Below are 25,274 nucleotides of genomic sequence, written 5' to 3' on the forward strand. Positions count from 1 at the left end.
AGGTATAACGATGTTCATTTAATGAATGTCACGCTTCTTGAAGCGCCCGCCCTTGACATCATGGATGTTGCCGACCGCCAGGAAGGCCTTCTCGTCTATCTCTTGAACGATTGATTTCAGCTTCGCCTCTTCCAGACGGGTAACGACGCAGAAGATCACTTTCTTGCTGCCGCCGGAGAATGCCCCTTCGCCATGCAGATAAGTGACGCCGCGGCCTAAGCGGCTCATAATCGCGTCGCCGATCGATTCCGATTCTTCGCTAATAATCCAGACGGACTTCGATTCGTCGAAGCCTTCGATCGTAATATCGATCAGCTTGAACGCCAAGTAATAAGCAACGAGCGAATACATCGCACGGTCCCAGCCGAACACGAAGCCCGCGCTTCCGAGAATAAAGAAGTTGAAGAACATGACGATCTCGCCAACTGAGAACGGAATTCTCTTATTAATGAGGATTGCGACAATCTCAGTACCGTCGAGAGAGCCGCCGGACCGAATGACGAGACCGACGCCGATACCGAGTATGACACCACCAAAAATAGCAGCTAGAAATGTATCGTCCGTAAAAGCCGACACCGGATGAAGCAGAAAGGTTCCCCCCGACATGATGAGGACGCCGTACAAAGTCGATAACGCGAACGTCTTACCAATTTGCTTATATCCCATAAACAAAAACGGCAAATTGAGCAGGAATAGATATACACCAATCGGAACGCCTGACAGATGTCCAAAAATAATAGAGACCCCTGTAATTCCACCGTCGATAATGTTGTTCGGCACAAGGAAAACTTCCAGTGCGACAGCCATTAGAAATGCGCCGACTGTAATAATTACAATACGCCGCATTAACTCGACCTTCGTAAGTCTGCTGTGTTGTGTGTGTACCATAGGATGCTCCTTCCTTTCTCTTCATATCGCTAGACTAATTATAGTATATAGGAATAGTAAGGCAATTTGAACCAAAAAGAATCGATTTCAATCGAATTTGCTCATTTTTTGATCCTCAAATCATGCGATCTTTAATTATCGATTGTTATTGGGCTCAATCTTACATTTGCTCCACTTGCATTCTACTTTATCGTGCTTGTTATACCTCGAATGACTGTCCCTCTGTATTCCTATTAGAAGCTTTATCTAGTTTTGAAGAATTCCGCTAGTTCTCCCGTTGAAACGGGCTACAGCAGCGGTGCGCTTAAGGTACAGCGAGCATATTTTACACTATGAATCCCCTACTATGACAGCTGATAGGGAAGTATACCGACCGGGGATGCTAGATTCGCATCATTGTGGAAAGGAGGAGGGTGTAATGCTGGAGCTGGTTATGATCGTCATTGCCGGATTACTATTGTATGCATTGTTAAAACCGCCAGCCCATAAAACGGACACACTGCCTAGGACAAACACGGAGCAAGCAAGAGTAGAGTTATCCCCCGCAGAGCGGATGCCAGCACCGCTAACCGGCCCAACCATCGTACGGCACGATGCAATAGGCGAGACAAAGAGGTGATAGTCGTTGTCTGACTCGGTCGTTTTATTCGTCACAGTTGCCGCCTTTTTGGCTACCGTCGTCCTCGTGCTTTGGAGACCTAAGGGGATTAATGAAGCTTTCTTCGCTGCCGGAGGTGCGGCTGTCGTATTAGCCGCAGGCAGCGTATCGTGGGCAGACCTTGGCCATATTACGGTCACGGTCAGCGGTGCAGCGATTACCATTATTGCAACGATTGTAATGGCAATCGTGCTGGAGAGCATCGGATTTTTCTACTGGGCGGCAGAAGGACTTGCGGCCAGAGCGCGCGGTTCAGGCATCCGGCTGTTTTGGCTCGTGAATTTGCTCTGTTTTCTTATGACGCTGTTCTTCAACAATGACGGCAGCATCCTTATTACGACGCCTATTCTTATTATTCTGCTGCGTAATTTAGGCATCAAGCCTCATCAGCAAGTGCCTTATCTGCTGTCCGGCGCACTGGTGGCGACAGCCTCCAGCGCCCCAATCGGCGTCAGTAACGTTGTGAATCTAATCTCGCTGAAGATGATCGGAATGGATCTGTTTCTGAATACGCAGCTTATGTTTGTACCAGCCATGCTCGGACTGCTATTCATGACGGCCGTTATTTATCTCGTCATCGGCCATCAGCTGCCTCGTACTCTCTTGCGAAGCCGTCACGTAAGAATTGACCCGTTCCATCATCCGCTCAAACGCTCTCCTGAAGATCCGCCCGCTCATAACGAGCAGAGGATGATTCGAATTCTGTTATTCGTTCTCCTCATTCGACTTGGACTGTTCGCCGCTTCCTACTTCGGAATCCCGATCGAATATGTCGCCGTTGCTGGCTCGCTCATTCTACTCGGCTGGCGTTGGCAAGCTCTAGGCGTTCCTCCGTACGATATCATTAAGAAGACACCGTGGCATATATTCGCATTCGCATTCTCCATGTATGTCGTCATTATGGGGCTGAACAACATCGGATTAACGGAATGGATGATTGAGCTGCTGCGGCCGTATGTAACCGCAAGCCTTGCGCATGCTGGCTTCATTATGGGCGGTCTGCTCACCTTCATGTCGACGCTGTTCAATAACCATCCGGCGCTTATGATCGGGACGCTAACCTTGACCGGCATGAGCCTCGATACGAATACCCTTTACGTGACTTACCTGGCGACCGTTATCGGAAGTGATATCGGCGCACTCCTACTTCCAATCGGAACACTAGCTTCACTCATTTGGCTGCATCTGCTGCGCCAGTATCGAATTAAAGTTGGATGGAGGCAGTATATGCGGATTACCTTTGTCGTCATCCCGCCTACCCTTATCTTTACGCTGCTTTGTCTCCATATTTGGACCTCTTACGTTCTCGGAATGAAATAATCTAAGGCATTAATTCATGGATAAGGATCAAGGGGTTGCGTCCGTACTCGATGTCGCTTATGCTGGTAAGCAGCAGCACCTTGGTCAGGTTTGATCCGAATGCTGCAGCATCGATCTGGAGGGATAACGAGAATGAGCAGTAGGAAGAGTAAGACGAGGTTCCGCAGCGAGAAAGACAAAGCGATGGCAATCATGACAGGAGCCGGACGCAATCAATGGACGCGCAAGCCGCAGACGCAAGTGACACCGAACCGTAAAGCAGAACAGCGCCGTATGTGGTGCCGTAAAGGGCACGACGACGGCGCTGTTTTTGTATTCAGTGCTTTACTGAAGTTATTTCCCGTACTCTACAAGCCGATCGACAGAGACCGTTTGTGTATTTTGCGGCGTGCCGCCGACCTGAACAGTTGCCAATCCTTTCGCCTCATCGACATTTTCAATCCACACCGGCTCCCCCTCTAGATGAACGCCAATTGTAGCAGGTGATTCATAAATCTGCTTAGCTCTCTTAATGTCCAACGTCAGCCTTCCTCTCCGTCGTTTAAGTAATCCACCTCAAAGCTTTTCATGTAATCGGTCGTCGACTCGTCGATCAGTCCGTTATGAACCGTCACTTGCCCGCCGCCGAGCCCTTCATTCACCATCCGATCAATATCCATCTCATAGTCGCTCCGACCGTCATGCCACAAATCTCTTGATTGTTCCGGTGCACTTTTGTTTCCTCTGTTCGCTGCACGATTATTCGCCATTATGCTATCTTCCTCCTTGAGCGGTTTCAATGCGGGATGAAGTTGTCCTTCTTGAAAAATATGCCCGTTACGGTTGAATCTCATGCGTTCCGGGAACCATGGTAATAAAAACGTGTGGAGGTGCGCGCATGCATACGGTATGGAAAGGCGCCATCAGCTTCGGACTTGTTCATGTTCCCGTCAAAATGTTTACCGCCACTGAAGACAAAGACATTTCACTGCGAATGATCCACAAGACTTGCGGGAGCCCGATCAGCTACGTCAAATCCTGTCCTTCCTGCGAGACCGAGGTAGCAATGGACGAGATCGTGAAGGGATATGAATTCCAGAAGGGGCAATTCGTGCTGCTGGACAAGGAGGAGCTCGAATCGATCGGCGGTGAACGGTCGAAGACGATTACGATACTCGATTTCGTCGCGCTGTCTGACATCGACCCGATCTACTTTCAGAAGACATACTATTTGTCTCCGGACCAAGCGGGAAGCAATGCTTACCAGCTGCTGCTCGAATCGATGAGACAGACCGGCAAGATCGGCATCGCTAAAGTATCGATCCGCCAGAAAAGCTCTCTGGCTGCGATCCGCGTGATGGAGAACGCTCTCGTCATGGAGACGATCTACTATCCGGACGAAATCCGGTCAGTTTCTCAAGTGCCGGGACTTGGCGAAGCGAAGCCCATTAACGAGAAAGAGCTGATGATGGCCAAAATGCTTATCGAGCAGCTGTCGTCGCCATTCGAGCCGGAAAAATATACGGACGATTACCGGGCGCAGCTCATGGAGCTTATCCAGCACAAAATCGCGGGCGAGGAAGTGCGCATTGCCCCTTCTGCCGAGCAGACGAACGTGCTCGACCTGATGGCGGCGCTGCAGGCGAGCCTAGAGGCAGCTCGCCAGACGCCAGCGGCGGAAGCGCCGCCAGCTCCTGCCGCCGGGCCGCTCGTGACGGCCAGCGGCGCAGAGGATGCGAGCGCGGCGAAGGCGCCCGCGAAGCGTAAAGCACGCGGCGGTGCGCGCAAGTCCGCCGCCGCGGGCGATGCCGCTGCAGCGGAGCCGGCAGCGGCGGACGCCAGCGCTGCCGCGCCGGCGGTGAAGCCGCCGCGCAAGACGCGCGCGGCGCAGAAGCAAGCGTAGGTTTAGGGGGCTCTGCCCCCTCCCTCACCTATGATCTATCCGCAATGATTTGCCTGCCCCTTAGACAAGCTGACTATTGTGTGTCTAACTTCTTTCACCTTCGTAAATAGATTTTGCATGGCAGCATAGCTTTCCTTCGGTGCGTTGATGAACGTTCCAAGTATGAGCGACAAGCTAGTTATCGCAATGCCCATTTTGAATACTTTTTTGCAGCGAGACCGTTTGTGCTGTTGCTTTAATATGACCTGCATTTGCCTCCAAGCTGCTTCACCATCTGGGATTTCTATGGAGGAATTCATAACGAACAATGTGGCAGCCAACTGTTCATTCGTATTCTTATCGGACCTCATGATGTTCACCCCACTTTCCTTTGAACAAATTGGCAAGTGTCTTCTTGGCTCTTTCCAACCGCTTGCCCAGCGCATCCTCGTTAATATCAAGCTCCTTTGCAATTTCTTTGTAGGACATTCCTTCCATATATCGCATCATCAATATTACCCTCTGATTAAGCGTAAGTTCTTTGAAGGATTCCAGCAGCAGCTCGTTTTGAACGGACTTTTCAACCATTTCGCTCGTTGAGTTCCGCAGTTCATCTCTCTCATAGGTCATCACAGACTCAAGGTCATAAATCAGATGGTACTTTTTGTTCTTTCGAATAAAATCAATAGCCGTTCTTCGTGTGACTTGCAGGAGCCATGCCTTCATGTTAGAATCAACCTTTGTTTTGGGACCACATTCCATAGCCTTTATAAATCCCTCTTGTATGACATCCTCCGTTAATGAATGGTCGCGCAGCATAAGGTATATGTATCGATAGACAAGTTCACGATAAGCTAAAAACAAATCACGTTGAGATACTGCTTCTAAGTCACGTACATTGCTGCGAAATAGACCAAATATGCACTCATCCACTATCTACTCCTCCTTTCTAAGTAAATATTGTTACAATTTTACTCATGTGGAAATAATATTACTATACTATAAACAGAAAATATAGCTCGCTTCCATTGAAATCGACATGAAGAAATACGACAATCGCAGCGAAAATCCGGTAGATTAAAAAAGGCAGCCAGAATAATCTGGCTGCCCATAGAATCCACAAAGGCCAATTCTTACAGGCACGCGGCGCTGCTGCTTTACTGACTGGCCTTCAGAAACAGGTAGCTTGTCCGGATAGCCACCTGTACTTGCTGCATCAGATCTAGACCAATCCGAACGGTAGAAGGCTCTGTCTGGAAATAGCAGCATGCACACCAGTACTGCAGCGCTCTTATTTCTCTTTCACCCTATAAAGATATCTGCAGAAAGTGCAAAAAGTTCAGCCGCAACGGCTTCCCCATCGCGGTTGAACCTGCTTTATTATACCGATATTGATCATTTTCCGTAAGATAATCGACCGCTTACCAGCACCATACTCCATAATTATTGCTCCGATGCTGTTGAAAGTTTTTGACCTGCTGCGTCAACAGCCAACTGCCCCTTGATATCTACTTCCGCCAGCGCTTGCTCGACGGTCATTTTACCGGCTATCACATCATTCAATAGCTGCTGAGCGACGTCCGCGAACGCATCAAGAATGGAAGCATCAACAACCAAGTACGGGTTTACCCGTTCAGTCGCCGGCTTCAGACGATACAACGGAGACAGATCATGACCTTCTATAGGTCTTATGTAGTCCAGATTTGCGGGAAGCCCGCGGTTCACGTTCTCCTGCGCTAGATAACGGTTATTTCGGGAATCGTTAACGATAAATTCAATTAACTTCCACGCCGCCTCCTGGTGCTCGGTTGAAGTCGCAATTCCGTAAATATCATAAATCGAATAGTTGTGCGATACCGTCGGATTGTTAGGATCAACAGGAACCGTAACCATTCCCCAGTCTATCGTTCTACCATTAGGATATTTGGAGAAAGGTTCAAAATTGTACGCCGTCAAAAAAGATGCTTTAGTCATCGCTGCCTCTTCCATATAGAACGGCGGATTCGACATACTTGCTGCATCCTCACTTTCATCTTTCGTATAGATGGTGCCGGATTGAAACGCCTTTACCGCAATGTTCCAAATCCTCTCCCACTTCTTTGTATTCATCGTGACCTTTAGTGTTGAGGTATCTATATAAGAAAGACCTTCCGTGGTCCCCATTTCCAAAATATAATTCAGCGTTACATTTTTATAGTAGTTCATTTGCATTCCGTATAAAGGAGTGCCTTCATCGGTCTGATGAGGGAAACGCTCGGCGAGCTCCAACACCTCTTCCCAGCTCATCTGGTCCTGGGGAAACTGAATATTGTATCGTTCGAATAGCTTCTTATTATAAAAAAGAGCGTCGCTATGAAATGTCGGAGCCAATCCGTACAGTTGACCGGAGGCAGCCGATTGGAGCAAGGACAAAGCGATTGGAGATAAAGTATTCACTTTAAAATGATTCTTCTGAGCAATGGGCGACAATAATAGCAGATCGCCTTGCTGCACCCTTTGTTCCAACAATGGCAGGCTGTTCATATACACGACATCCGTGGACGGCGGAGAGCTGCTATCCATCAGATTATCCTGAACAACTTGAACCGTTATATCGGGATACTTCTCTTCGAATGCATAACCGTAAAGCTTGTAAAAAGTCTGAGCGGATGGATAATTAACGGTGATGGTTACAGGTTCGGATGCGGTTTTGGCACATCCCGCTCCAACCAAAGCAAGGAAGCAGCAAATACAAGCTGAAACGAGTCGTCTATTCAATTAACGAGCCTCCTAAAAAACAGAGTGGAGCAGCTCCACTCTGTTTAAACAGTTTTTTACCAAGTAGCAGGTGAAGCGTAGTGCTGATCGTAACTGCCTCCGGAGTAATACGTTCTCGAGGCCGCGTTCAAGGTATAGGAGTTGGTATCCGCATATACGCCGTCTTTGGTATACCACGATGCCTCGGTTCCTACGCTCGTAGCCGTACCGGTACCGCTTTCTTTCAGAGTGGAGCCCTGGTAGAACGAACCAGACACATTAATTTTGGTCATCTTAGGATTTGAAGTGCTTGCATAAGCCTTACCTCTGACTTTGTTGCTGTAGTTCTGGCTCCAGCTGATATAAGCATTCGTTGATGCATTAGGGTCAGGGTTTGCGGCAAACACCGGCAGTACGACGGCTGCCCCCAGAATCGTTAGCGCCGTTGCAGAACACAACAATTTCTTCTTCATTACTTCATTTCCCCTTCCAACAAGTTATTTATGTAAACAATCCATAGATAGGACTGTGTACACCGACAATTAGGTGACCTCGTTTAATCGCTGTGTAATTGATTCTTGCAACTCCTGTAAACCCGTGTCGACCGAAATTGAACCCTCTACAATCTTGGCAAAAAGATCATTCACAAGACCTAGAAGATAATCCGGCCAATCTTGGGCGAAGGGTACTAACGGATCGCCTCTATAGAAGGCTTCAAGCCTTCCGTTATTCTCAGCATTCAGCGAAAACTGCTGGACTAAGGTAGAAAAGCCGTAAATGGATCGATAGCCCCATTTGGCCGCTTTATCACTCATAAAGAACTGAATGAGTTTCCAAGCCTCATCCGGATTACTGGAGCCCGCCGGAATTGCCCAATAGCCGTCTGCCGTGATGGATGTCGTCTTGCCCTGCAAGGAAGCAGCCGTCGGCAACATGACCATATCCCACTTGAACGATGGCGCGTTTTGTTCCAACACCTTGTATTCATCGTAAGAAATAAGTGCCGCAGCACGTTCCCCTGTCAGAAATGGATTCTCATTCACATCGTCGAAATAGATGCCGCCATTCTTCACGGCGCTAGCCGTTATATCCCATAGCTTGTTCCACGCCGGGTTGTTAAGGGTTACGGATTGATTCTGAGCATTCATCATTTGAAGCTGCTCCGATTGCCCCATTAGAGCCAATAAATGAAATGGACTTGACGAATGAACGGACAATCCTCCGTCCAGCCGCTGGATAACATTGAATAATTCCGGCCAGGTCATTCCGTCCGTTAAATAAGGTACCTTTAACCGATCAAACTGATCCTGATTGTATACAATAACCTTGCTATCAAAATTCGTAGGTAGTCCGTACACATTCCCGTTACCATACGCTCTAGTAAGCTTCATGACGCTAGGAATCACCGCGTCTTCGAGAAACGAATCCCTCTTCATATAAGTGTCTAACTCTACTAGACTGCCACTATCGATTAAGTCCTTAAAGCTTGAGGAAGGAGCATAGATCAGATCCAGACGGTTCGACTCCACCCACTCGCCGGCGGGTAGCCGATTTCGGATCATATCTTTAATAGGAACGATTTCAAGCCGATAATTCGGGAACTCCAGACTAACAATATTACCAAATCGTTGTTCAAAATGGTCCTCCGAAAGGTATCCGACCCGCAGGATCGGAGATTTGACCTTGTCAGGAGAAACCGCCGCGCCAGTACAGCCGCTTAGAATTAAAAGAAACGTAAGCACTAGACTATTAACCACTATTTTGTGAGCAGAAGTAAAAACAAGAATACACCCCTTACATGGAAGCTCCGCTTGTTAAATCGGAATCTACTTGGTTTTGTCACCTTCATCTATTAAACGGAAGGAAGTTCCAAAATCTGACTCGAAAATTTTAAAAAAACGGACTAAATCTTCTAGCCCGCTTACAATTGATCGAACGTACACTCCGAATCCTGCTTCTCAACAAAAGCCTGAATGCTAGGCTGGCGCAAGATCCGATGCGGCGACCATTCCATATAATTAATTTTGACCTTCAGAAGCGGCTTAAGCCATATAGCCGCGGCAGACCTTTCAGGGGTATTCTTGAACGGCTTGGAATGAGTTCTGATCGAATCGGCTATTGCTGTAACCGCCGTCCAATCGTTAACGGTCAGCCTACCTGTCCCTGCGTGTCCAATATAGATGAGCTCTCCATTATCATCGTACAGTCCGAGCAGGAGCGCATTGACCCTTCCATCCCGCATCGTCACGCCGCCGACGACAGCGACCAAATCTCGGATTACTTTCTTTTTCTGCCATCGGGCGTCCTTGCCGTTAACTATATAGGTGCTGGTGAGATCTTTGCAGACGATACCCTCCATCTCATGCTGCTTCATTACGGAGAACAGACTTTCTCCATCTTGTATATTCTGTACCAGCTGCACTTCGCCGGTAGGCTTGATCGTCTCCGCAAGCAGCTGCTGCCGCTGCTGCAGCGTCCGATCGGTTACCCATTGGCCATTCAGATACAAAATATCAAATACCATATAGGTAATGCGCACCTCTTGAACCGCTCTTGCGACATGTGCGGCTTTGCGTACGCTGTCCCGCCGCATGACAAGATGAAAGGAGGGTCTGCTTCGGTCTAAGGCAATAATTTCTCCATCAAGAATAACCGACTTGCTGCTACAATATTGCCGGATATCCGTCAACTCCGGATACTGGAGCGTGCGTTCGTTCAGACTGCGGTTCATTAATCGAACATGGCTTCCGTCATAATAGGTCAGCATTCTTACTCCGTCCCACTTAATTTGGCTGACCCAACTGCTCCCTTGCGGAACGCGATCCGTAAGTATAGGCTCGAACGGGACAACGGCTTTCACAAGCTAGAGCCTCCTTCCGTACACGATGAATGATTTCAGTACCACTATTGCCCGTCATGCAGAAGGAGATACATGAAAAAACGGTTATCCATCGGGACTCACAATCCCCGATGAATAACCGCACAAGTCAAAGCGTTACTATGAGCTCTTAGCTTGGGCTTGAATGCCGCTTGTTCCAAAAGCTCTGTGCGCCTCCGTATCCGTCTGCTTCGTCCGCGGCCGCATCGCCTGGCTCAACATCCGCTCGGCGGATGCGAAGGGCGAAGGCGCATGCTGCAAGCAGCAGTCCCGCGGCGCTTAACAGCGCCGTACGATAAGCTGCAAGCCCCGACGAACCGCTTCCCGTAAGACCGCTCGATCCGGCTTCAAGAGCGCTCAGTATGCAGACAAGCAGCGTCAGCCCGACTGCGGATGACAGCCGATTCTGCACGGTGAACAAGGCTGTCGCCCCGCCCATCGAAGCTTGCGGAATATTCGTAAAGATGGAGAATTGAACCGAGTTGACCACATGCCCTAGACAAAAGCCGCAGAAGACGAGCAGCAGCCGAATCGTCCACGGACTGGTATGCTCCGTTACCGTGCAGAGCAAACCGTAGCCAATCGCAGCGGCGATAAGCGCGGCGGTAATGAGCACTCGCGCGCCTACCTTGCGGTAAGACCAGGATACGGCCTGCGAAGCGAGCATTAATCCGATCGCTTCCGGGAACGTCGTCAATCCGCTAGCGAATGCGGACGCGCCGAGCGCATCCTGATAAAGCAGCGGGAACACATAGAGCATGCCCAGCAGGCCCGCTACCGTTAATGCCGAGATCGACATCATCGTACGGAACAGCCGGTCTTGGAGCAGCCGAAGCTGAAGCATCGGCTGGTTCACCCGAAGCTCGACGATAATAAGCGCTGCTATACCGGCAACCCCAATGGCAGCAAACGCCCACAGCCGCGGATTGCTCCAGCCAGCTGCTGCTCCTTCATTCAACGCATAGACCAGCATGCCGACACCGACGGCCGCAAGCGCAAATCCCGGCCAATCAATCGGTCTTTTATTTGCTTGCTGATCTTCCTGAAGGAAAAGAAAGGCGAACAGTACCGCCAAGATCCCGATAGGAACGTTCACATAGAACACCCACCGCCACGACAAGTAGTCGACGCAGTAGCCGCCAACGATAGGGCCAAGTGCCGGTGCGATCGCAACAGGGAGCACTAAGTAGCGAGACAGCTTCATCCGCTCTTCAGGCGGAAAGGTCTGAAACAATATTTTCATCGCAATCGGCGTGAGCAGTCCTCCGCTCGCTCCTTGAACGATTCGAAATAAATATAAGGAGACAAGGTTACTGGACAGCCCGCACAGCGCCGACGATGCTGTGAAGGTGATGATCGCCAGCAGAAATATTTTTTTGGCGCCGAACCGGTCTCCAATCCATCCGGCTGCAGTAAGCATAATCGCCAGACTGACCAAATAGCCGACGTTAATCGAACCGGCTGCCGAGGGGGCGATTCCCATATCATTCCCAATGGCCCGTAAGGAGACATTGAGAACATTCGTATCCATCGCAACCATGAACATGGTTGCCACATAGACAATGCAAATGGCGGCTTTAGAATTAAGGCGCCAAGTCATGCCGCTCACTGGACGGCGCCGGAAGCAGCCGGTTCACGCAAGCTTCTCGGCTTCATATCGGTCCAATGCTCATTAATGTATGCGACGCATGCTTCCTTGCCCTGCTCTTTCATGATAACCTGCCATCCATTAGGCACTTGTACGAACGAAGGCCACAGCGAATACTGACCTTCGTCATTCATAAGCACATGGTACTTGCCATCGGGATTCTCGAATGGATTCACCGTATTGCTCATGCTCCCCTACATCCTTTCTGCTCCAGCCTCGTATTTCACCTTCAGCGCGTCCAGCTTACCCGCCAGCCGCTTGCCGATAATGGCAAGCGGCTCCGGCTGGCACATATCCTTATGCCGGCAAGCAATATCGTAACGCTCGATCTCTCCGTCCAAATAAGGCAGCCACGTGTCCGGATCGATTGGCGTGAACCAGTCCGGTATTATGGTGGAACGGAAGAACAGCATGTTGCCCTTGAACCGCTGCGGCGAATAGGCCGCCATAATTTTTACTGAATTCACGTACGTTTCTTTCAAATTTATAATCGTCGCTTCATCCAGGCTGGCCAACGCGCTGCCGTCGCTGCGCAGCATTTCGACCGCACTGGACAGCGTTAGCGGCTTATCCCCCATATTGTCTGGATCGTAGCCGCCCAGGGCGAGCAGTGCAATGAGTGCCTCGCGCTCATCCGGTCCGTCTGCGATTGGCAGGAAGTGGCTCGGATAAGAGTCAAGCATCGCTAATAACGCAACCTCTTCGCCGTCCTGCTGAAGCTTGACCGCCATCGCATGCGCGACATTGCCGCCAAGCGACCAGCCTGCAATATGGTAAGGACCTTTGGGCTGTACTTGGCGAATATGGTCCAAATAATCGGCGGCCATCTCCTCTAACGATTCGGGCAGCCGTTCAACCCGCTCGGCAATGCCTCGCGCTTGCAAGCCGTATAGCGAATAAGAAGAAGGAAGCGAATGCATCAGTCCCGCATAACACCAGCTCAACCCGCCAGCTGGATGGATACAAAATATCGGCGTGCGGCCATCGCCTGTGCGAAGCGGCAGCAGAACCCCAAGCGCACTATTGCTGCTTCCCTTCTGGAGTCTCTCCGCCAGACCTGCAACGGTCGGCGCTTCGAATAGGTTGCCAATGGTAAGCTCTGCACCCAATGCTTCACGAATGCGGCTCATCAGACATACAGCTAGCAGCGAATGCCCGCCAAGCTCGAAGAAGCTGTCCTCGATGCCGACGCGAGACAAGCCGAGTATCTCAGCGAACAGGCCGCACAATATTTCTTCCTGCGGCGTTCTCGGGCCGGCTCCCCCGACAGATACTGTATAGTCCGGCGCTGGGAGCGCCCTGCGATCCAGCTTGCCGTTCGGCGTAAGCGGCAAAGCCTCCATTGCGATATAGGCAGACGGCACCATGTATTCCGGCAAATCTTCTGCGGCATGCCTACGAAGCTTCGCCGGTTCCGGCTCAGCATGGACGGCCGGTACATAATAAGCGGTCAGACGCTTATCGCCGGGTTGGTCCTCGCGCACAATAACGGCGACCTGGGCCAGCTCAGGATGCCGTGCGAGCACCGCTTCAATCTCACCCAATTCGATTCGGAAGCCGCGAATTTTCACCTGCTGATCGGCTCGGCCGATATAATCGAGCGATCCGTCCTCCCGCCAGCGCGCAAGGTCGCCTGTACGGTACAAGCGCGAGCCCGGCTTGCCGAACGGGTTGGCAACGAACCGCTCAGCTGTCAGATCCGGACGCCGCCAATAGCCTCTAGCCAGACCGTCGCCCGCGACATATAAGTCGCCTGCTACGCCCGGAGGCACAGGCTGTAGCGCCGCATCCAGCACATACAGCTGGAGGTCTGGAATGGCAACGCCAATTAATGAATTCCCACCTTCTGATAGTGCTTCTTGATCCAGCGGCTTGTAGCTGACATGTACGGTCGTTTCGGTTATGCCGTACATGTTAATTAATCGCGGCGAATCGGCTGGATGACGCGCATACCAATCCTCCAATCGGCGGAGCTCCAACGCTTCGCCGCCGAAGATGATATAGCGCAGCGACAGCTGCTGCCCGTCGGCAGCATTCTCCTGGTCGGCTTGCATCAATTGATAGAAAGCAGACGGCGTCTGATTCAGCACCGTCACCTTCTCTTGGACCAGTAGCTTCAAGAAGTCGGAAGGCGAACGGCTAATCCAATGCGGCACGATAACGAGACGCCCGCCATACAGCAGCGGCCCCCATATTTCCCATACCGAGAAATCGAACGCATAGGAATGAAACAACGTCCAGGCATCGCCCGGCTCGAACTGATACCAGTGCTCCGTCGCACGGAACAGCCTCACGACATTCTGATGCGGGATTACAACGCCCTTCGGTTTGCCGGTAGAACCGGAAGTATAGATCATATATGCCGGATGCTGCGGCACAAGCGGCGCTGTCCGTTCGAGATCAGAAGGATTGCCGGATGGATACTGCTTGAGAAGCGCCAGCAGCTCCGATGAGTCGATAACGACAAGCGGCGTCTTGGCAGCTTGAGGAAGCTTGCCGGTCAGCTCTTCGCTCGTTATGATGCAGATCGGATCCGCGTCCTCCATCGCGTAAGCGAGTCGATCGGCTGGATAGTCCGGAGCTAGCGGCAAATACGCTGCTCCCGATTTAAGCACAGCCAATATAGCGACGACAAGGTCAAGCGATCTCGGCAGCGCCAGCGCTACGAAGGCTTCCGGTCCCGCGCCTTGGCTGATCAAATAACGGGCAAGCCGATTGGCTCTTCGATTCAGTTCATGATAGCTCAGCGAAGCGCCCTCGTACGTTGCCGCTGTCGATGACGGCGTCAGCTCCGCTTGCCGTTCGAACCAATCGGGTATCAAAGCCTTCTCGGCCGATCGAATCGACTCTGGTGTATTCCAATCGATCAAGATCCGATGCCGCTCCTCCTCGGACAAAATATTCAGACGTCCGATCGGCAGATCCGGCCTGCTTGCCGCAGCGGCGAGCAGCCTTACGAACCGCTCGGCCAAAGACCGAACCGTCGATTCCTTGAACAAATCCTTGCTGTATTCCACCATTCCGACAATGCCGTCCGGCAAGCCGTCGCGGCTGCGGCGTTCGACCAGCTCGAAGGTTAGATCGAATTTGGCCGCACCGACCGTGCTTAGCTGGAGGCTGCTTTCGATGCCCGGCAGCTCCAGCTTGGCCTCCGGCATGTTCTGGAGTACAAGCATCACTTGGAATAACGGATGGCGGGCGCGGGATCGGACCGGATTAAGTACCTCGACCAGCCGCTCGAATGGAACATCCTGATTCTCATAAGCTGCTAGATTCGTATGCCGCACGCGATCCAGCAGCTCGGAGAAGGCCGGGTCGCCAGACGTATCGGTCCGGATGACAAGCGTGTTAATAAATAAGCCGACTAACTGCTCCAACGCGTCGTCGCTGCGTCCGGCAATCGGACTGCCGATCGGAATGTCCGTCCCGGCGCCCAGCCGGGTGAACAGTGCGGCCAGTCCCGCTTGAAGCACCATGAACAGACTAGCCCGGCCCGCTCTCGACAACTGAAGCAGCTGATCATGCAGCGTGGCATCAATTGCGAAATCGATTGTCCCCCCTACATAGCTGGCAGCGGCTGGACGTGCAAAATCTGTAGGCAGCTCCAGCTGTTCGGGAAGATTGCGCAGGTTATCCGTCCAATAGGCTAGCTGCTTGGCCATTAGGCTTTCATTATGCTGCGCGTCTCCGAGCAAATGGTGCTGCCAGAGCGCATAATCCGCGTACTGTACTGCAAGTGGAGCCCATTTCGGACTTTCTCCTTGAATACGGGCGGAATAGGCTGTCGATAAATCGCGGGTCAACGCGCTGAGCGACCAGCCGTCGCCAATGAGATGATGCAGCAGCAGAAGGAGCACGTATTTATCCTCGGCAAGCTCAAACAGCTGCACCCGCAGCGAAGGCTCGACTGCAAGCTCGAAGCTGTACCGAACGGCTTGAGCCAGATCGGCCTCAATATCGCTGTCGTTCGAGGCGGTTACGATTATACTTGGCGGAGGAGTAGAAGCGTCCAAAATGTGCTGATAGGAGGAGCCTTCCGATTCCGGGAATATCGTACGAAGCGTCTCGTGTCGAACGAACAGGTCTCCGATTGCAGCCTGCAGCGCTTCTTGATCCAACCGGCCATTCAGATGCGCGACAAGCGGAATATTATACGTTGGGCTGGCGCCCTCCAGACAATACAGAAACCACAGCCGCTGCTGCGAGAACGACAACGGAATACGTCCGCTGCGATCCGCCGGACGAATAGCTGGACGCGCTTGCTGCGCAGTATCGAGCTGCTTCGCCAATGCTGCCACGGTCGGCGATTCGAACAGTCGGCCAACGCCAAGCTCGGCTCCGAAGCTTTCTCTTATCCGTACCATCAAGCGGCCGGCAAGCAGCGAATGGCCGCCCAGCTCGAAGAAGCTGTCATGAATACCGACTCTCGGCAGGCCCAGCACCTCCGCGAACAGCTCGCTCAGCATCGTCTCCTGCGGTGTTCTCGGCGTTCCCGATTCGGTGCCGGATGCGATATCCGGCGCAGGCAGAGCTTTACGGTCTATCTTCCCATTCGGCGTCAGCGGCAGCTCCGGCAGCACAACATAGGCGGAAGGCAGCATAAAGACAGGAAGCTTGTTCTCCAGCCATTGGCGCAGCTCGCCTGCTCCCGGCGCCGCTTCGCTGCCCGGAACGATGTAAGCGGTCAACCGAGAATCGCCCGGGTGGTCCTCGCGTACGATAACCGTCACCTGACCGATGCCTGGATGCTTGGCAAGCGCCGCTTCGATCTCGCCAAGCTCAATTCGGTAGCCGCGAATTTTGATCTGATGATCGGCACGCCCGATATAGACCAGCGAGCCATCCTCCCTCCATTTCGCCAAATCGCCTGTCCGGTACATCCGGCTGCCAGGCGGTCCGTATGGATTCGCAACGAACCGTTCAGCCGTCAAGCCGAACCGGTCAAAATACCCGAGTGCTACGCCGTGCCCGGCAATATACAAATCTCCAACTACGCCCGGCGGCAAGGGTGCAAGCTCGCTACCCAGCACGTACACCTGCGTATTCCAAATCGGCTTGCCGATTGGAACGCCACCTTCTTCTTCATGAAGCGCTGCCGTCGTAGACCAAATCGTCGTCTCCGTAGGGCCGTACATGTTCGTTACCGCACAGCCGGCAAGCTGCAGCTGTTGCTTGAGCGCAATGGGCAGCGCCTCTCCCCCGACGAGCACCCGCAGGCCGCGAAGCACTTGCGCATCATAAGCCACAAGCGACTGCCACAAGGTCGGCGTTGCCTGCATGATGGACGGGGAGAGCTCTCTTATGATGGTAGACAGAGCGGCAGGGTCCTGCACCGCCGATTTCGGAGCGACTACAACTTGAGCTCCGTGCAGCAGCGGCAAATACAATTCGAGCGCCGCAATATCGAACGAAATCGTCGTAACCGCAAGCATCCGGTCAGACGCATGTAATGCGAACTGATCCTGCATAGCGAAGAGAAAATTCGTTAAGCTGCCGTGCGAAATGACCACGCCTTTCGGCTTCCCTGTAGAGCCTGATGTATAGAGGATATAGGCTGGATGCTCAAGCCGAGGCGGGGCGGAAAGAGCCGTCTCACATGGGTTCGATTCCAGACAGCGCTTCAGCTGCTCGGCTGTAACCGGGTCATCTAGGACGATCACTGCTCCGTCGTACTCGGCCAATAGAGCAGCTCCTGCTTCACTGCTCGTAATGACGCATATGGGCTTGGCATCCTCCAGCATGTATGCGATCCGGTCAGCCGGATAATCGATGTCCAATGGCAAATAGGCAGCGCCGGACTTCAGGACAGCAAGCAAAGCGACGACCATATCAGTCGATCGCGGCAATGCAAGTGCGACTATCTGATCGGGTCCCGCTCCCATCGCGATCAAATCATGCGCCAGACGATTCGCTTGCGCATTCAAATCGGCATAGCTGACCGTATCTCCCGCTGCGCTTAGCAGCGCCGCAGCAGTCGGGGTGCTGGCCGCCTGCTTCTCGAATAAGGACGGAACGGTTGCCTGCGGCACAGCACGAGCCGTGTCATTCCATTCGACAATGACCCGCTGATACTCATCATTGTTTACAAGCGGAATTGAGCCAATAGACCCATTCTGTTCGACTGCCGTAATGAATTGCTTCAGAAAGCGAATGAACCGCTGCTGATGAGAAGCGAGCTCTTCCGGGCTGTAAGCGGTCGGATTCGCATCCATATCGATACGCAAGCCCTCACCGTCCAGCCGATCATATACATTAAAGGATAAGTCGTCTACCGGGCCTGCGGACAGATTGCGCGCAGCAGCCTGCATTCCAGCGAAGCGAAGCCCGTAATCGAAGGGCATCAGATTCACCTGCGGGCCGAACAGCCGTTTATTGGCGCCAACAAGCTTCAAATCCCGGCGCAGCTCCTCTTGCCGATAGCGCTGATGCCGGCGCGACTGACGAATACGGCCGGCAGCCTGCAGCATCAGCTCGGAGGCGGTCATATCGGGACGAAGGGATAGCCGCAGCGGAATCATATTCATCACCATGCTAGGTATACGAAGCGAGACAGAACCGAGTCGGCCCATTACGGGCAAAGCAAGCACAATCTCTTGAGCCTGCGTATGCCGATGAATGTAGGCGGCGATAGCGCCAACCACGAGCTCCGTCCAGCTTGCGGAGCAGCTTTGGCTGGCGGCGTGCATCCGCTCCGTATCTTCTGGAGGAAGCGACGTCGACACGCGAAGGAAGCTGCTGCTTAGGCTAGGCGCACGCTCAGCCAAGCTGGCTGCTTCCGGCTCATCAGCGAAGCGCTCCAGCCAGAACTGCCGGTCCCGTTCATACTGCTCCGATGTCCGGTAAGCTTGATCCTCCTCAATGACTGCGCTAAGCGGGCCGAACGGCTCCCCGCAAGCCTTGCCTTGCTCCATGAAGGCCGTATACAGCTCCGCCGTTCTGCGAACAAGCAGGGAGAAGCCGTAACCATCCATCACAATGTGATGAATTCGCTGATACCACATATACCGGTCGTCGGCCAACTTGAAAAAGGCCTGCGTGAATAGCTCCCCACGCCGGCGAAGGTCAACCGGGCGAGCCAGGTCGGCTCGCATCCATGCTTCCGCTGCTTCATAAGGATTCTCTTCCATGCTCCAATCAAGCTGATGGAGTTGCCAATCCATTGAATCATGAATTTGCTGCCACGGCCCGTTCTCATCCTCCCCGAAGCTTGTACGGATCGCCTCCGTCTCGCTGATCGTTTGGCGCAGCGCTCGTTCGAATACTCGAGCATCGACTGGTCCTTGAATCTCTATACATTCGCCCGTGTTGTAAGCAGAACTGTCCGGCTCCAGCTGCTGGGCGAACCATATGCCGGCTTGGGCGCCGGACAGCGGCAGGCGAGTGTCTGCCCGAGTTTCTTCTAATGTGAGAGGCAACCTCATCTACCTCCCTCCTGCAAGAAAATAATCGGCGTTGGGCATCGACAATCCCTGCTTCGCAATTAACAGGCTTCGCCAGTCGGCCAGCGTCGGACGCTCGGCCAGCTCCGCAAAAGATACCTCCGCTCCGCTGCGCCGCCACTGCTCGACGAGCCGCATCAAACGAACCGAATCCATTCCCCAATCGTTAATCAGGTCATCCGTATCCTGAATGTCGGAGGCCGATTCCTGCAGCATATCTGCTATATGCTGACGAAGTGTGTCCATGCTGAGCAAAGATGAACCCGCCGCAGGCTGCACAGACTTAGCGGCTGATTCGGAACGGACCAGCGCTTCATCAATCGCGGCAAGCACCGACGCTGTCGTCGTCGCTACTGCGCAGCGCGTGGCTGCATATTTGACCGCCATCATATGGTCCTCTTTGGTGAAATCAGCCACCGCATCGGCAACGAGGAACGGCTCAATGTCCTGCATGAACGCATCGCATGTCGTCATTAACACGCCAATATGCGCGTATATACCGCATACGATCAGCTGATCGCGGTCATGCTCCTGCAGAATGTCCAGCAGGTTCGTTCGGCGGAACGCATTATAGCGCCATTTGGTCAGCACAATATCGCCTGCTTCCGGCGCAATTGCTTCGATAATTCGTTTCTGATAAGGACCATCGTTCATCCCCGGTCCCCAGAAATCCGTCTGAAGCCCGCGATCCTCCCGCTTTTGCCCGCCTGGCTGCGCCGAGTAGATGATTGGAATCCCTGCCGCCCGGCATGCGGAGCGCAGCGCGTCAATATGGGCAATAAGCTCTACAACAGGCGATTGCTCGGGCGTGAAAGCATCCACGAAATATTGCTGCATGTCATGAATCAATAAAGCGGCACGTCCAGGCTCAAGCTTCCAGCTTACGCGATTGGCCGGAAGCTCGGCTGCCTGGGGCATCGGATATGGTTTAATGGCAGGTAGCGCCATGTCATCCCTCTTTTCGTCAAATGAAATGATGTTTTCCCCTGGAGCGGGCAGCTAACGATGAGCTCTGCTAGCCGCAACCCTCTCGCGCAGCGCCTTCTTGTTCACCTTGCCTACGCTCGTCGTCGGGAACGAATCGATAATTTCAATGCGGTCGGGAATTTTATAACCAGCCAATCCTCGTCCGCGAAGAAACGATTTAATTGCAGCCGCGCTTGGCCGATTCTCTCTGGCAATAATGAACGCACAGGCTCGTTCGCCAAGAAAATCGTCCGGCATCGCAACAACCGCTGCGTCCTGCACATCCGGATGCGCCAGAATATGATTCTCCACTTCCTCGGCTGCCACTTTGTCGCCGCCGCGGTTAATCTGATCTTTGGCGCGGCCCTCCACGATCAAATAGCCGGAATCAGTCAGCTTCACGATGTCGCCCGTTCTATAGAAGCCATCTGACGTGAATGCTTTGGCATTATGCTCATCAGCCTTGTAATAGCCGCGAATCGTATAAGGTCCCCGTGTTAGCAAATGACCTGTCTCGCCAAGAGGAACCTCCTGATCGTCATCGTCAACGACCTTAATTTCATCCCATTCGGACATTGGCTTACCCTGTGTATGGATAATCGTCTCTTCAGAGTCGTCCAGCCGAGTATAATTGACTAGCCCCTCGGCCATGCCGAATACTTGCTGCAGCGTGCAGCCGAGCGACGTCCTTACCCGGCTTGCAGCTTCCGCGCTGAACTTGGCTCCTCCGACCTGCAGCACCTGCAGGCTGGACAGATCGTCCTTCCGGGTGCCCGCAGCTTCTATCCACACGATAGCAAGCGGAGGCACTAGCGCCGTAATCGTCACCTTCTCCCGCTCGATAAGCGGGAAAGTGTCATCGGGGCTCGCTGTCGGCGCGAGGACAACGGTGCCTCCCGCATAGAGAGTGCCGAGAGCGCCAGGCGAGCTGAGCGGAAAGTTATGGGCAACCGGCAGCGCCGCCATATAGATGCTTGAGCTATCCAATCGGCATACCTCAACGCTCTTTCTTAAGCTGTATATATAATCGTTATGAGTGCGCGGAATAAGCTTGGGCAGTCCCGTGCTCCCGCCGGACAGCTGCATGAACGCGACTTCATCCGGCCGGACCTTAGGCAACTGAACCGGTTGAGCGCATAACGAGCTTAACGCTGTATGCGAGCCCGGCTCGCCGGCAACGATTACGTGCCGCAAGGATAGGGCCGTCCCCTTCACTTCACTGGCAAGCTGTCGATAATCAAACCCCGCAAGCATATCTGGAATAATGTACGCGACCGCCTCTGCGAACTCACAGAAATAGCGGATTTCGCTGCTGCGATGAAGCGGCAGCGCGAATACAGGCAAAGCCCCAAGCCGGAACAAGCCGAATATGACCTCGAAGAAGGACGCAATATTCGGCAGCTGGACGACTACGCGGTCCAGCGGTTTAATACCGAGTGCGCTGAATCCGTAAGCGAGACGGTCTGCCCTTTGATCCAGCTCCTTATACGTGATTCGCTGCTCGCCATCTACAATGGCTATGCGATCGCCATATTTTGCAGCGCGGTCCCGAAGCATTTCGCCGAACGTTATCTCTTCCCAGCAGCCTGTCCGCCGATAAAGCTCTGCGAATTCATCGGGCCAGGCGGAGCAATGGTTCAGCATAAATCATCCCTCCATGTGTTCGTTCATTTATTCTTGCTGTAATCCAAGCGCATGCAGCATCGTCCGGAACTTTGCCGACGTCTCGGCGAGCTCAGCCTCCGGCGTAGACGCCTCCACAACTCCTGCACCGGCATATAGCCGAAGCGAGCGGTCATAGACTTCCGCACATCGAATCGTTACAATCCATTCGCCGTTGCCATCCGCATCATTCCATCCGACCAGCCCGGTATAAAAGTCTCGATCAAACGGTTCGATTCGTGCAATCGCATCGCGGGCAAGCTCCGTCGGCGTGCCGCATACGGCTGGTGTCGGATGAAGCGCTGCGGCAAGCTCCAAAGAAGATACAGCCGAATTCAACAGCTCTCCCCGAACGACAGTAGACAGATGCCACATCGTGTTCGTTTGGATGAGCGAAGGACGGTCTGGCACATCGATCGACTTGCAAAATGGGGAAAGTGCAGACGCGACCGCCTCAATGACGACGGCATGCTCATGCAAATCTTTGGCTGAGACAAGTAGTGCCTCGCCGATACGCCGATCCTCCACCGGATCTTTGCTTCGGGGCGCGGAGCCAGCCAGCGGGTTCGAGATTACTTGCGACCCGCTCTTGCGAACGAGCAGCTCGGGACTAGCCCCGGCCAGCACCCGCTGGACCGACGACGGTCGGCTTCCATGCCCAACCGGCAAATCGGCCGCAAACGTATAGCCGTGCGAGTTACTACTAGCCAGACTATTAAGCAGCTCCCGCACACAAATTTCGGAATCCGCAGTCAGATCAAGCGCACGAGCAAGCACAACCTTGGACAGCTCGCCTGACCGCAATCGATCAATAGCAGACTGCACGCCGCGGGCGTATGTCTCCGGTGACGGAAATGGTTCGACCCGATACGTCAGTTGCGCTCTATTTCGTGCCTCGGCTTTCGCACTCAGCTGCAACGGACCGCTGCGTCTGAGCATCTTCGGTATAACAAGCTTGGCAGGCTTCGTATAATCGAATGGAATTGCCCCTAATAGAACCGGAGCACGATGGCCGGATCGCACAGCCTCGCAAAGCAATTCTGCAGCCGAGTCGGTCAGCTGCTTCATGCTGTCCGCCCCTACGACTGCTGGAAGCTCAGCGAAAACCCCTTCTGCCAGCATCGTATGCTCAGGGGTCGACAAGAAAAACGATGAGCCGGGACGATATTCCTCCAGCAGTTGAACAGCTCTGGCTGCTATCGCTGTATGGTTCATTAGCTTTTATGCCTCCTTCATCATTAAAAGCCTAAGGCTGCGCCGCCATCGACGCACAAATTATGCATCGTTATATGTCCCGCCTGGTCGGAGACCAGGAAGGCGACCGCATTGGCAATATCTCTAGGCGAAGCTATTTTGCGAAGCGGAATCCCGACTCTATAATCGGGCAGCGAGCCGTGAATGACACCATCCGCTCCTTCCCCGTCACGCCATAGCAGCCTTTGCATCGCTGTATCCGTCGATCCCGGCGACACTATATTGCAGCGGATGTTATGCTCTGCGAGCTCTAAGCCCAAACATTTGGTGAACATGGCGGAGGCAGCTTTAGAGGCGGCATAAGCAGCCATCCGCATTCGCGGGATGCCGGAAGCGTTAGAGCCGACCGTTACGATTGCACCCGATTGACGCGGAATCATCCGTCTAGCGACGGCCCGGCTGACATAGAAGACGCCATTCGTATTGACATCGAAGGCTGCCTGCCAATCGGCGTCGCTCAGCGATTCGATCGCCCCCATTCTCAGCACGCCTGCGACGTTGGCTGCTATCCCGATCGGACCTGCTTGGTGCCCGATAGCATCGACCGTCTGTTCGACTGCAGCCGCATCCGCCACGTTAGCCGGGTAAGCATAAGCCGAATAACCCTTGCTCTGCAATTCATCCGTAATGCGCCGAACGCCTTCGGCGTCTTGATCGACCGCGGCAATTATAGCGCCATGCTCAGCCAATACTTTTGCAACCTCAGCACCTATGCCTTGCGCTGCTCCCGTTACAATTGCAACCTTGCCTGCAATGCCGGTATATGACATGCCTTCACCTCCAATCAATTGATAATGATTATCATCATCAAATATAGAGCAGTCTTCCAGTATTGACCATGTACAATTTCCAGATGAAACATGTACTTTTGACGGGTTTCCGATAACCTCAATGAGCGGGGAAGACGGTATATTCGGGCTGTAAACGCGGTAATGCTGAGGGTATGCGGTAATTAATAGGGGCATCGAAGAAGGGTGATGAAGACAGAATGGCCAGCAAGAAAGGAACTATCGTCGTCGACGGGGAGTCGATCACGATTACGAATCCGGACAAGCTTCTATGGCCGGAGCTTGGAATTACGAAACTAATCTATCTAGAGAAGCTAATTGAGCTGTCTCCGTATCTCATACCTTATTGTTCCGGACGCTATTTGACGACGATACGCTGGCCGGACGGCATTCATGGTCAATCGTTCTATCAAAAAAATTGTCCTGAGCCTATCCCTCCCTTCATTCAGACCGCCATACAAGCGGACATTCGTTATGTCGTGCTCGATCGGCTGCCGACACTGCTGTGGCTCGGCAATTTAGCCTGTCTGGAATTCCATGCTTCATTCGACCGGATCGGCGAGCCCGTATTCCCGACAGAGTGGGTCATCGACCTCGATCCATCACTCGAGGATGAGCCTCGTATTATGGAGGCAGCCGTTATCGTCGGCGATTTGCTTCGCAGCATCGGCGTCGAATCGATACCGAAAACGTCCGGTGCTACCGGCGTCCAGCTTATTATCCCATCGACTGGCGATACGACGTTCGACGAACTGCGGACGATGGGCCTTTTCGTCGGCAGCTATTTGTCGCAAACGCATCCTGATCTATTTACGATTGAGCGGCTAAAAGCGAACCGGGATGATCGAATCTATGTCGATTATTTGCAGCATTATCCGGGCAAAACGATTGCAGCTCCCTACACGCCCCGCGCACGCACCGCCGCCTCCGTCTCGACCCCTCTTACTTGGGATGAAGTAAGAAACGGAGCTAGAATCGCCGATTTTAATCTGCTCACGATCAGTGATCGGCTGCGAAAGAAGGGCGATCTGCTCGCGTCGGCGCAGCGTCAGCAGCTTAAGCCGATCTACGATTTTGTCAGCCAAAATTCCCGGTCCTAAAGGCCGCCACAAGGCGGGATCTTGACGGTTAATGCGGCTCTCGTTCTTATTTTATAGACATGATTTGTAGACAGAC

The 25,274-nt window shown here is 53.0% G+C and carries 20 protein-coding genes; 4 read left to right on the forward strand and 16 right to left on the reverse strand.

Annotated features, from left to right (window positions below; genetic code table 11):
- Nucleotides 1-18: 18 nt before the first annotated feature.
- Entirely contained in the window at nucleotides 19-888 is an 870-nt protein-coding gene (locus PXY01_RS09330; protein ID WP_127569581.1) for a YitT family protein, read from the reverse strand.
- Nucleotides 889-1,306: 418 nt separating this feature from the next.
- Here PXY01_RS09330 and PXY01_RS09335 point away from each other — a divergent pair, with 418 nt between their 5' ends.
- The gene (locus PXY01_RS09335) at nucleotides 1,307-1,507 is read left to right on the forward strand and encodes a hypothetical protein (protein ID WP_127569582.1); all 201 of its coding nucleotides are present in this window, start codon (nucleotides 1,307-1,309) and stop codon (nucleotides 1,505-1,507) included.
- A 6-nt stretch (nucleotides 1,508-1,513) separates the two neighbouring features.
- Complete coding sequence (locus tag PXY01_RS09340) at nucleotides 1,514-2,866, forward strand: ArsB/NhaD family transporter (protein WP_127569583.1); 1,353 nt, start codon at nucleotides 1,514-1,516, stop codon at nucleotides 2,864-2,866.
- Nucleotides 2,867-3,199: 333 nt separating this feature from the next.
- Here the strand turns inward: PXY01_RS09340 and PXY01_RS09350 are convergent, their stop codons facing one another.
- A complete protein-coding gene (locus PXY01_RS09350; protein WP_127569584.1) occupies nucleotides 3,200-3,385 on the reverse strand; it encodes an H-type small acid-soluble spore protein in 186 nt (61 codons plus the stop codon).
- A 2-nt stretch (nucleotides 3,386-3,387) separates the two neighbouring features.
- Nucleotides 3,388-3,615: a hypothetical protein gene (locus PXY01_RS09355; protein WP_127569585.1), complete on the reverse strand. Its 228-nt coding sequence runs from the start codon at nucleotides 3,613-3,615 to the stop codon at nucleotides 3,388-3,390.
- Nucleotides 3,616-3,743: 128 nt separating this feature from the next.
- On the opposite strand from PXY01_RS09355, the gene ku reads away from it, so the two are divergent.
- On the forward strand, nucleotides 3,744-4,748 hold the full coding sequence (gene ku, locus PXY01_RS09360) for a non-homologous end joining protein Ku (protein ID WP_127569586.1): 1,005 nt from the start codon (nucleotides 3,744-3,746) through the stop codon (nucleotides 4,746-4,748).
- 35 nt (nucleotides 4,749-4,783) lie between these two features.
- Here the strand turns inward: ku and PXY01_RS09365 are convergent, their stop codons facing one another.
- The 13 genes from PXY01_RS09365 to PXY01_RS09425 all read right to left on the reverse strand — a co-directional run bounded on the left by PXY01_RS09365 (nucleotide 4,784) and on the right by PXY01_RS09425 (nucleotide 24,080).
- On the reverse strand, nucleotides 4,784-5,098 hold the full coding sequence (locus tag PXY01_RS09365) for a hypothetical protein (RefSeq protein WP_127569587.1): 315 nt from the start codon (nucleotides 5,096-5,098) through the stop codon (nucleotides 4,784-4,786).
- Nucleotides 5,085-5,660 carry an RNA polymerase sigma factor gene (locus PXY01_RS09370; protein ID WP_164744358.1) on the reverse strand — a complete coding sequence of 192 codons (576 nt, stop codon included), beginning with the start codon at nucleotides 5,658-5,660 and terminating at the stop codon, nucleotides 5,085-5,087. The genes PXY01_RS09365 and PXY01_RS09370 overlap by 14 nt, the downstream gene beginning before the upstream one ends.
- Before the next feature lie 510 nt (nucleotides 5,661-6,170).
- Nucleotides 6,171-7,484 (reverse strand): ABC transporter substrate-binding protein, encoded by a 1,314-nt coding sequence (locus tag PXY01_RS09375; protein WP_127569589.1) that lies wholly within the window; start codon nucleotides 7,482-7,484, stop codon nucleotides 6,171-6,173.
- A gap of 56 nt (nucleotides 7,485-7,540) precedes the next feature.
- Complete coding sequence (locus tag PXY01_RS09380; protein ID WP_127569590.1) at nucleotides 7,541-7,936, reverse strand: hypothetical protein; 396 nt, start codon at nucleotides 7,934-7,936, stop codon at nucleotides 7,541-7,543.
- A 69-nt stretch (nucleotides 7,937-8,005) separates the two neighbouring features.
- Nucleotides 8,006-9,205 carry an ABC transporter substrate-binding protein gene (locus tag PXY01_RS09385; RefSeq protein WP_127569591.1) on the reverse strand — a complete coding sequence of 400 codons (1,200 nt, stop codon included), beginning with the start codon at nucleotides 9,203-9,205 and terminating at the stop codon, nucleotides 8,006-8,008.
- Between the two features lie 179 nt (nucleotides 9,206-9,384).
- Complete coding sequence (locus tag PXY01_RS09390) at nucleotides 9,385-10,323, reverse strand: ATP-dependent DNA ligase (RefSeq protein WP_127569592.1); 939 nt, start codon at nucleotides 10,321-10,323, stop codon at nucleotides 9,385-9,387.
- 148 nt (nucleotides 10,324-10,471) lie between these two features.
- Nucleotides 10,472-11,941 (reverse strand): DHA2 family efflux MFS transporter permease subunit, encoded by a 1,470-nt coding sequence (locus PXY01_RS09395; RefSeq protein WP_127569802.1) that lies wholly within the window; start codon nucleotides 11,939-11,941, stop codon nucleotides 10,472-10,474.
- A 5-nt stretch (nucleotides 11,942-11,946) separates the two neighbouring features.
- Entirely contained in the window at nucleotides 11,947-12,177 is a 231-nt protein-coding gene (locus tag PXY01_RS09400) for an MbtH family protein (protein WP_127569593.1), read from the reverse strand.
- 6 nt (nucleotides 12,178-12,183) lie between these two features.
- Entirely contained in the window at nucleotides 12,184-19,410 is a 7,227-nt protein-coding gene (locus PXY01_RS09405; RefSeq protein WP_127569594.1) for a non-ribosomal peptide synthetase, read from the reverse strand.
- Nucleotides 19,411-20,376, reverse strand: coding sequence for an isochorismatase family protein (locus tag PXY01_RS09410; RefSeq protein WP_127569595.1), 966 nt, complete (start codon nucleotides 20,374-20,376; stop codon nucleotides 19,411-19,413).
- 51 nt (nucleotides 20,377-20,427) lie between these two features.
- Nucleotides 20,428-22,038 carry a (2,3-dihydroxybenzoyl)adenylate synthase gene (locus tag PXY01_RS09415; RefSeq protein WP_127569596.1) on the reverse strand — a complete coding sequence of 537 codons (1,611 nt, stop codon included), beginning with the start codon at nucleotides 22,036-22,038 and terminating at the stop codon, nucleotides 20,428-20,430.
- A gap of 27 nt (nucleotides 22,039-22,065) precedes the next feature.
- A complete protein-coding gene (dhbC, locus tag PXY01_RS09420; RefSeq protein WP_127569597.1) occupies nucleotides 22,066-23,271 on the reverse strand; it encodes an isochorismate synthase DhbC in 1,206 nt (401 codons plus the stop codon).
- A gap of 23 nt (nucleotides 23,272-23,294) precedes the next feature.
- Nucleotides 23,295-24,080 (reverse strand): 2,3-dihydro-2,3-dihydroxybenzoate dehydrogenase, encoded by a 786-nt coding sequence (locus tag PXY01_RS09425; protein WP_127569598.1) that lies wholly within the window; start codon nucleotides 24,078-24,080, stop codon nucleotides 23,295-23,297.
- A gap of 218 nt (nucleotides 24,081-24,298) precedes the next feature.
- Between PXY01_RS09425 and ligD the strand changes: the two genes are divergently transcribed.
- On the forward strand, nucleotides 24,299-25,198 hold the full coding sequence (gene ligD / locus PXY01_RS09430) for a non-homologous end-joining DNA ligase (RefSeq protein ID WP_127569599.1): 900 nt from the start codon (nucleotides 24,299-24,301) through the stop codon (nucleotides 25,196-25,198).
- Nucleotides 25,199-25,274: the final 76 nt, after the last annotated feature.

The sequence above is a fragment of the Paenibacillus xylaniclasticus genome (assembly GCF_004001065.1).
GTDB classification, from domain to species: Bacteria; Bacillota; Bacilli; order Paenibacillales; family Paenibacillaceae; genus Paenibacillus_T; species Paenibacillus_T xylaniclasticus.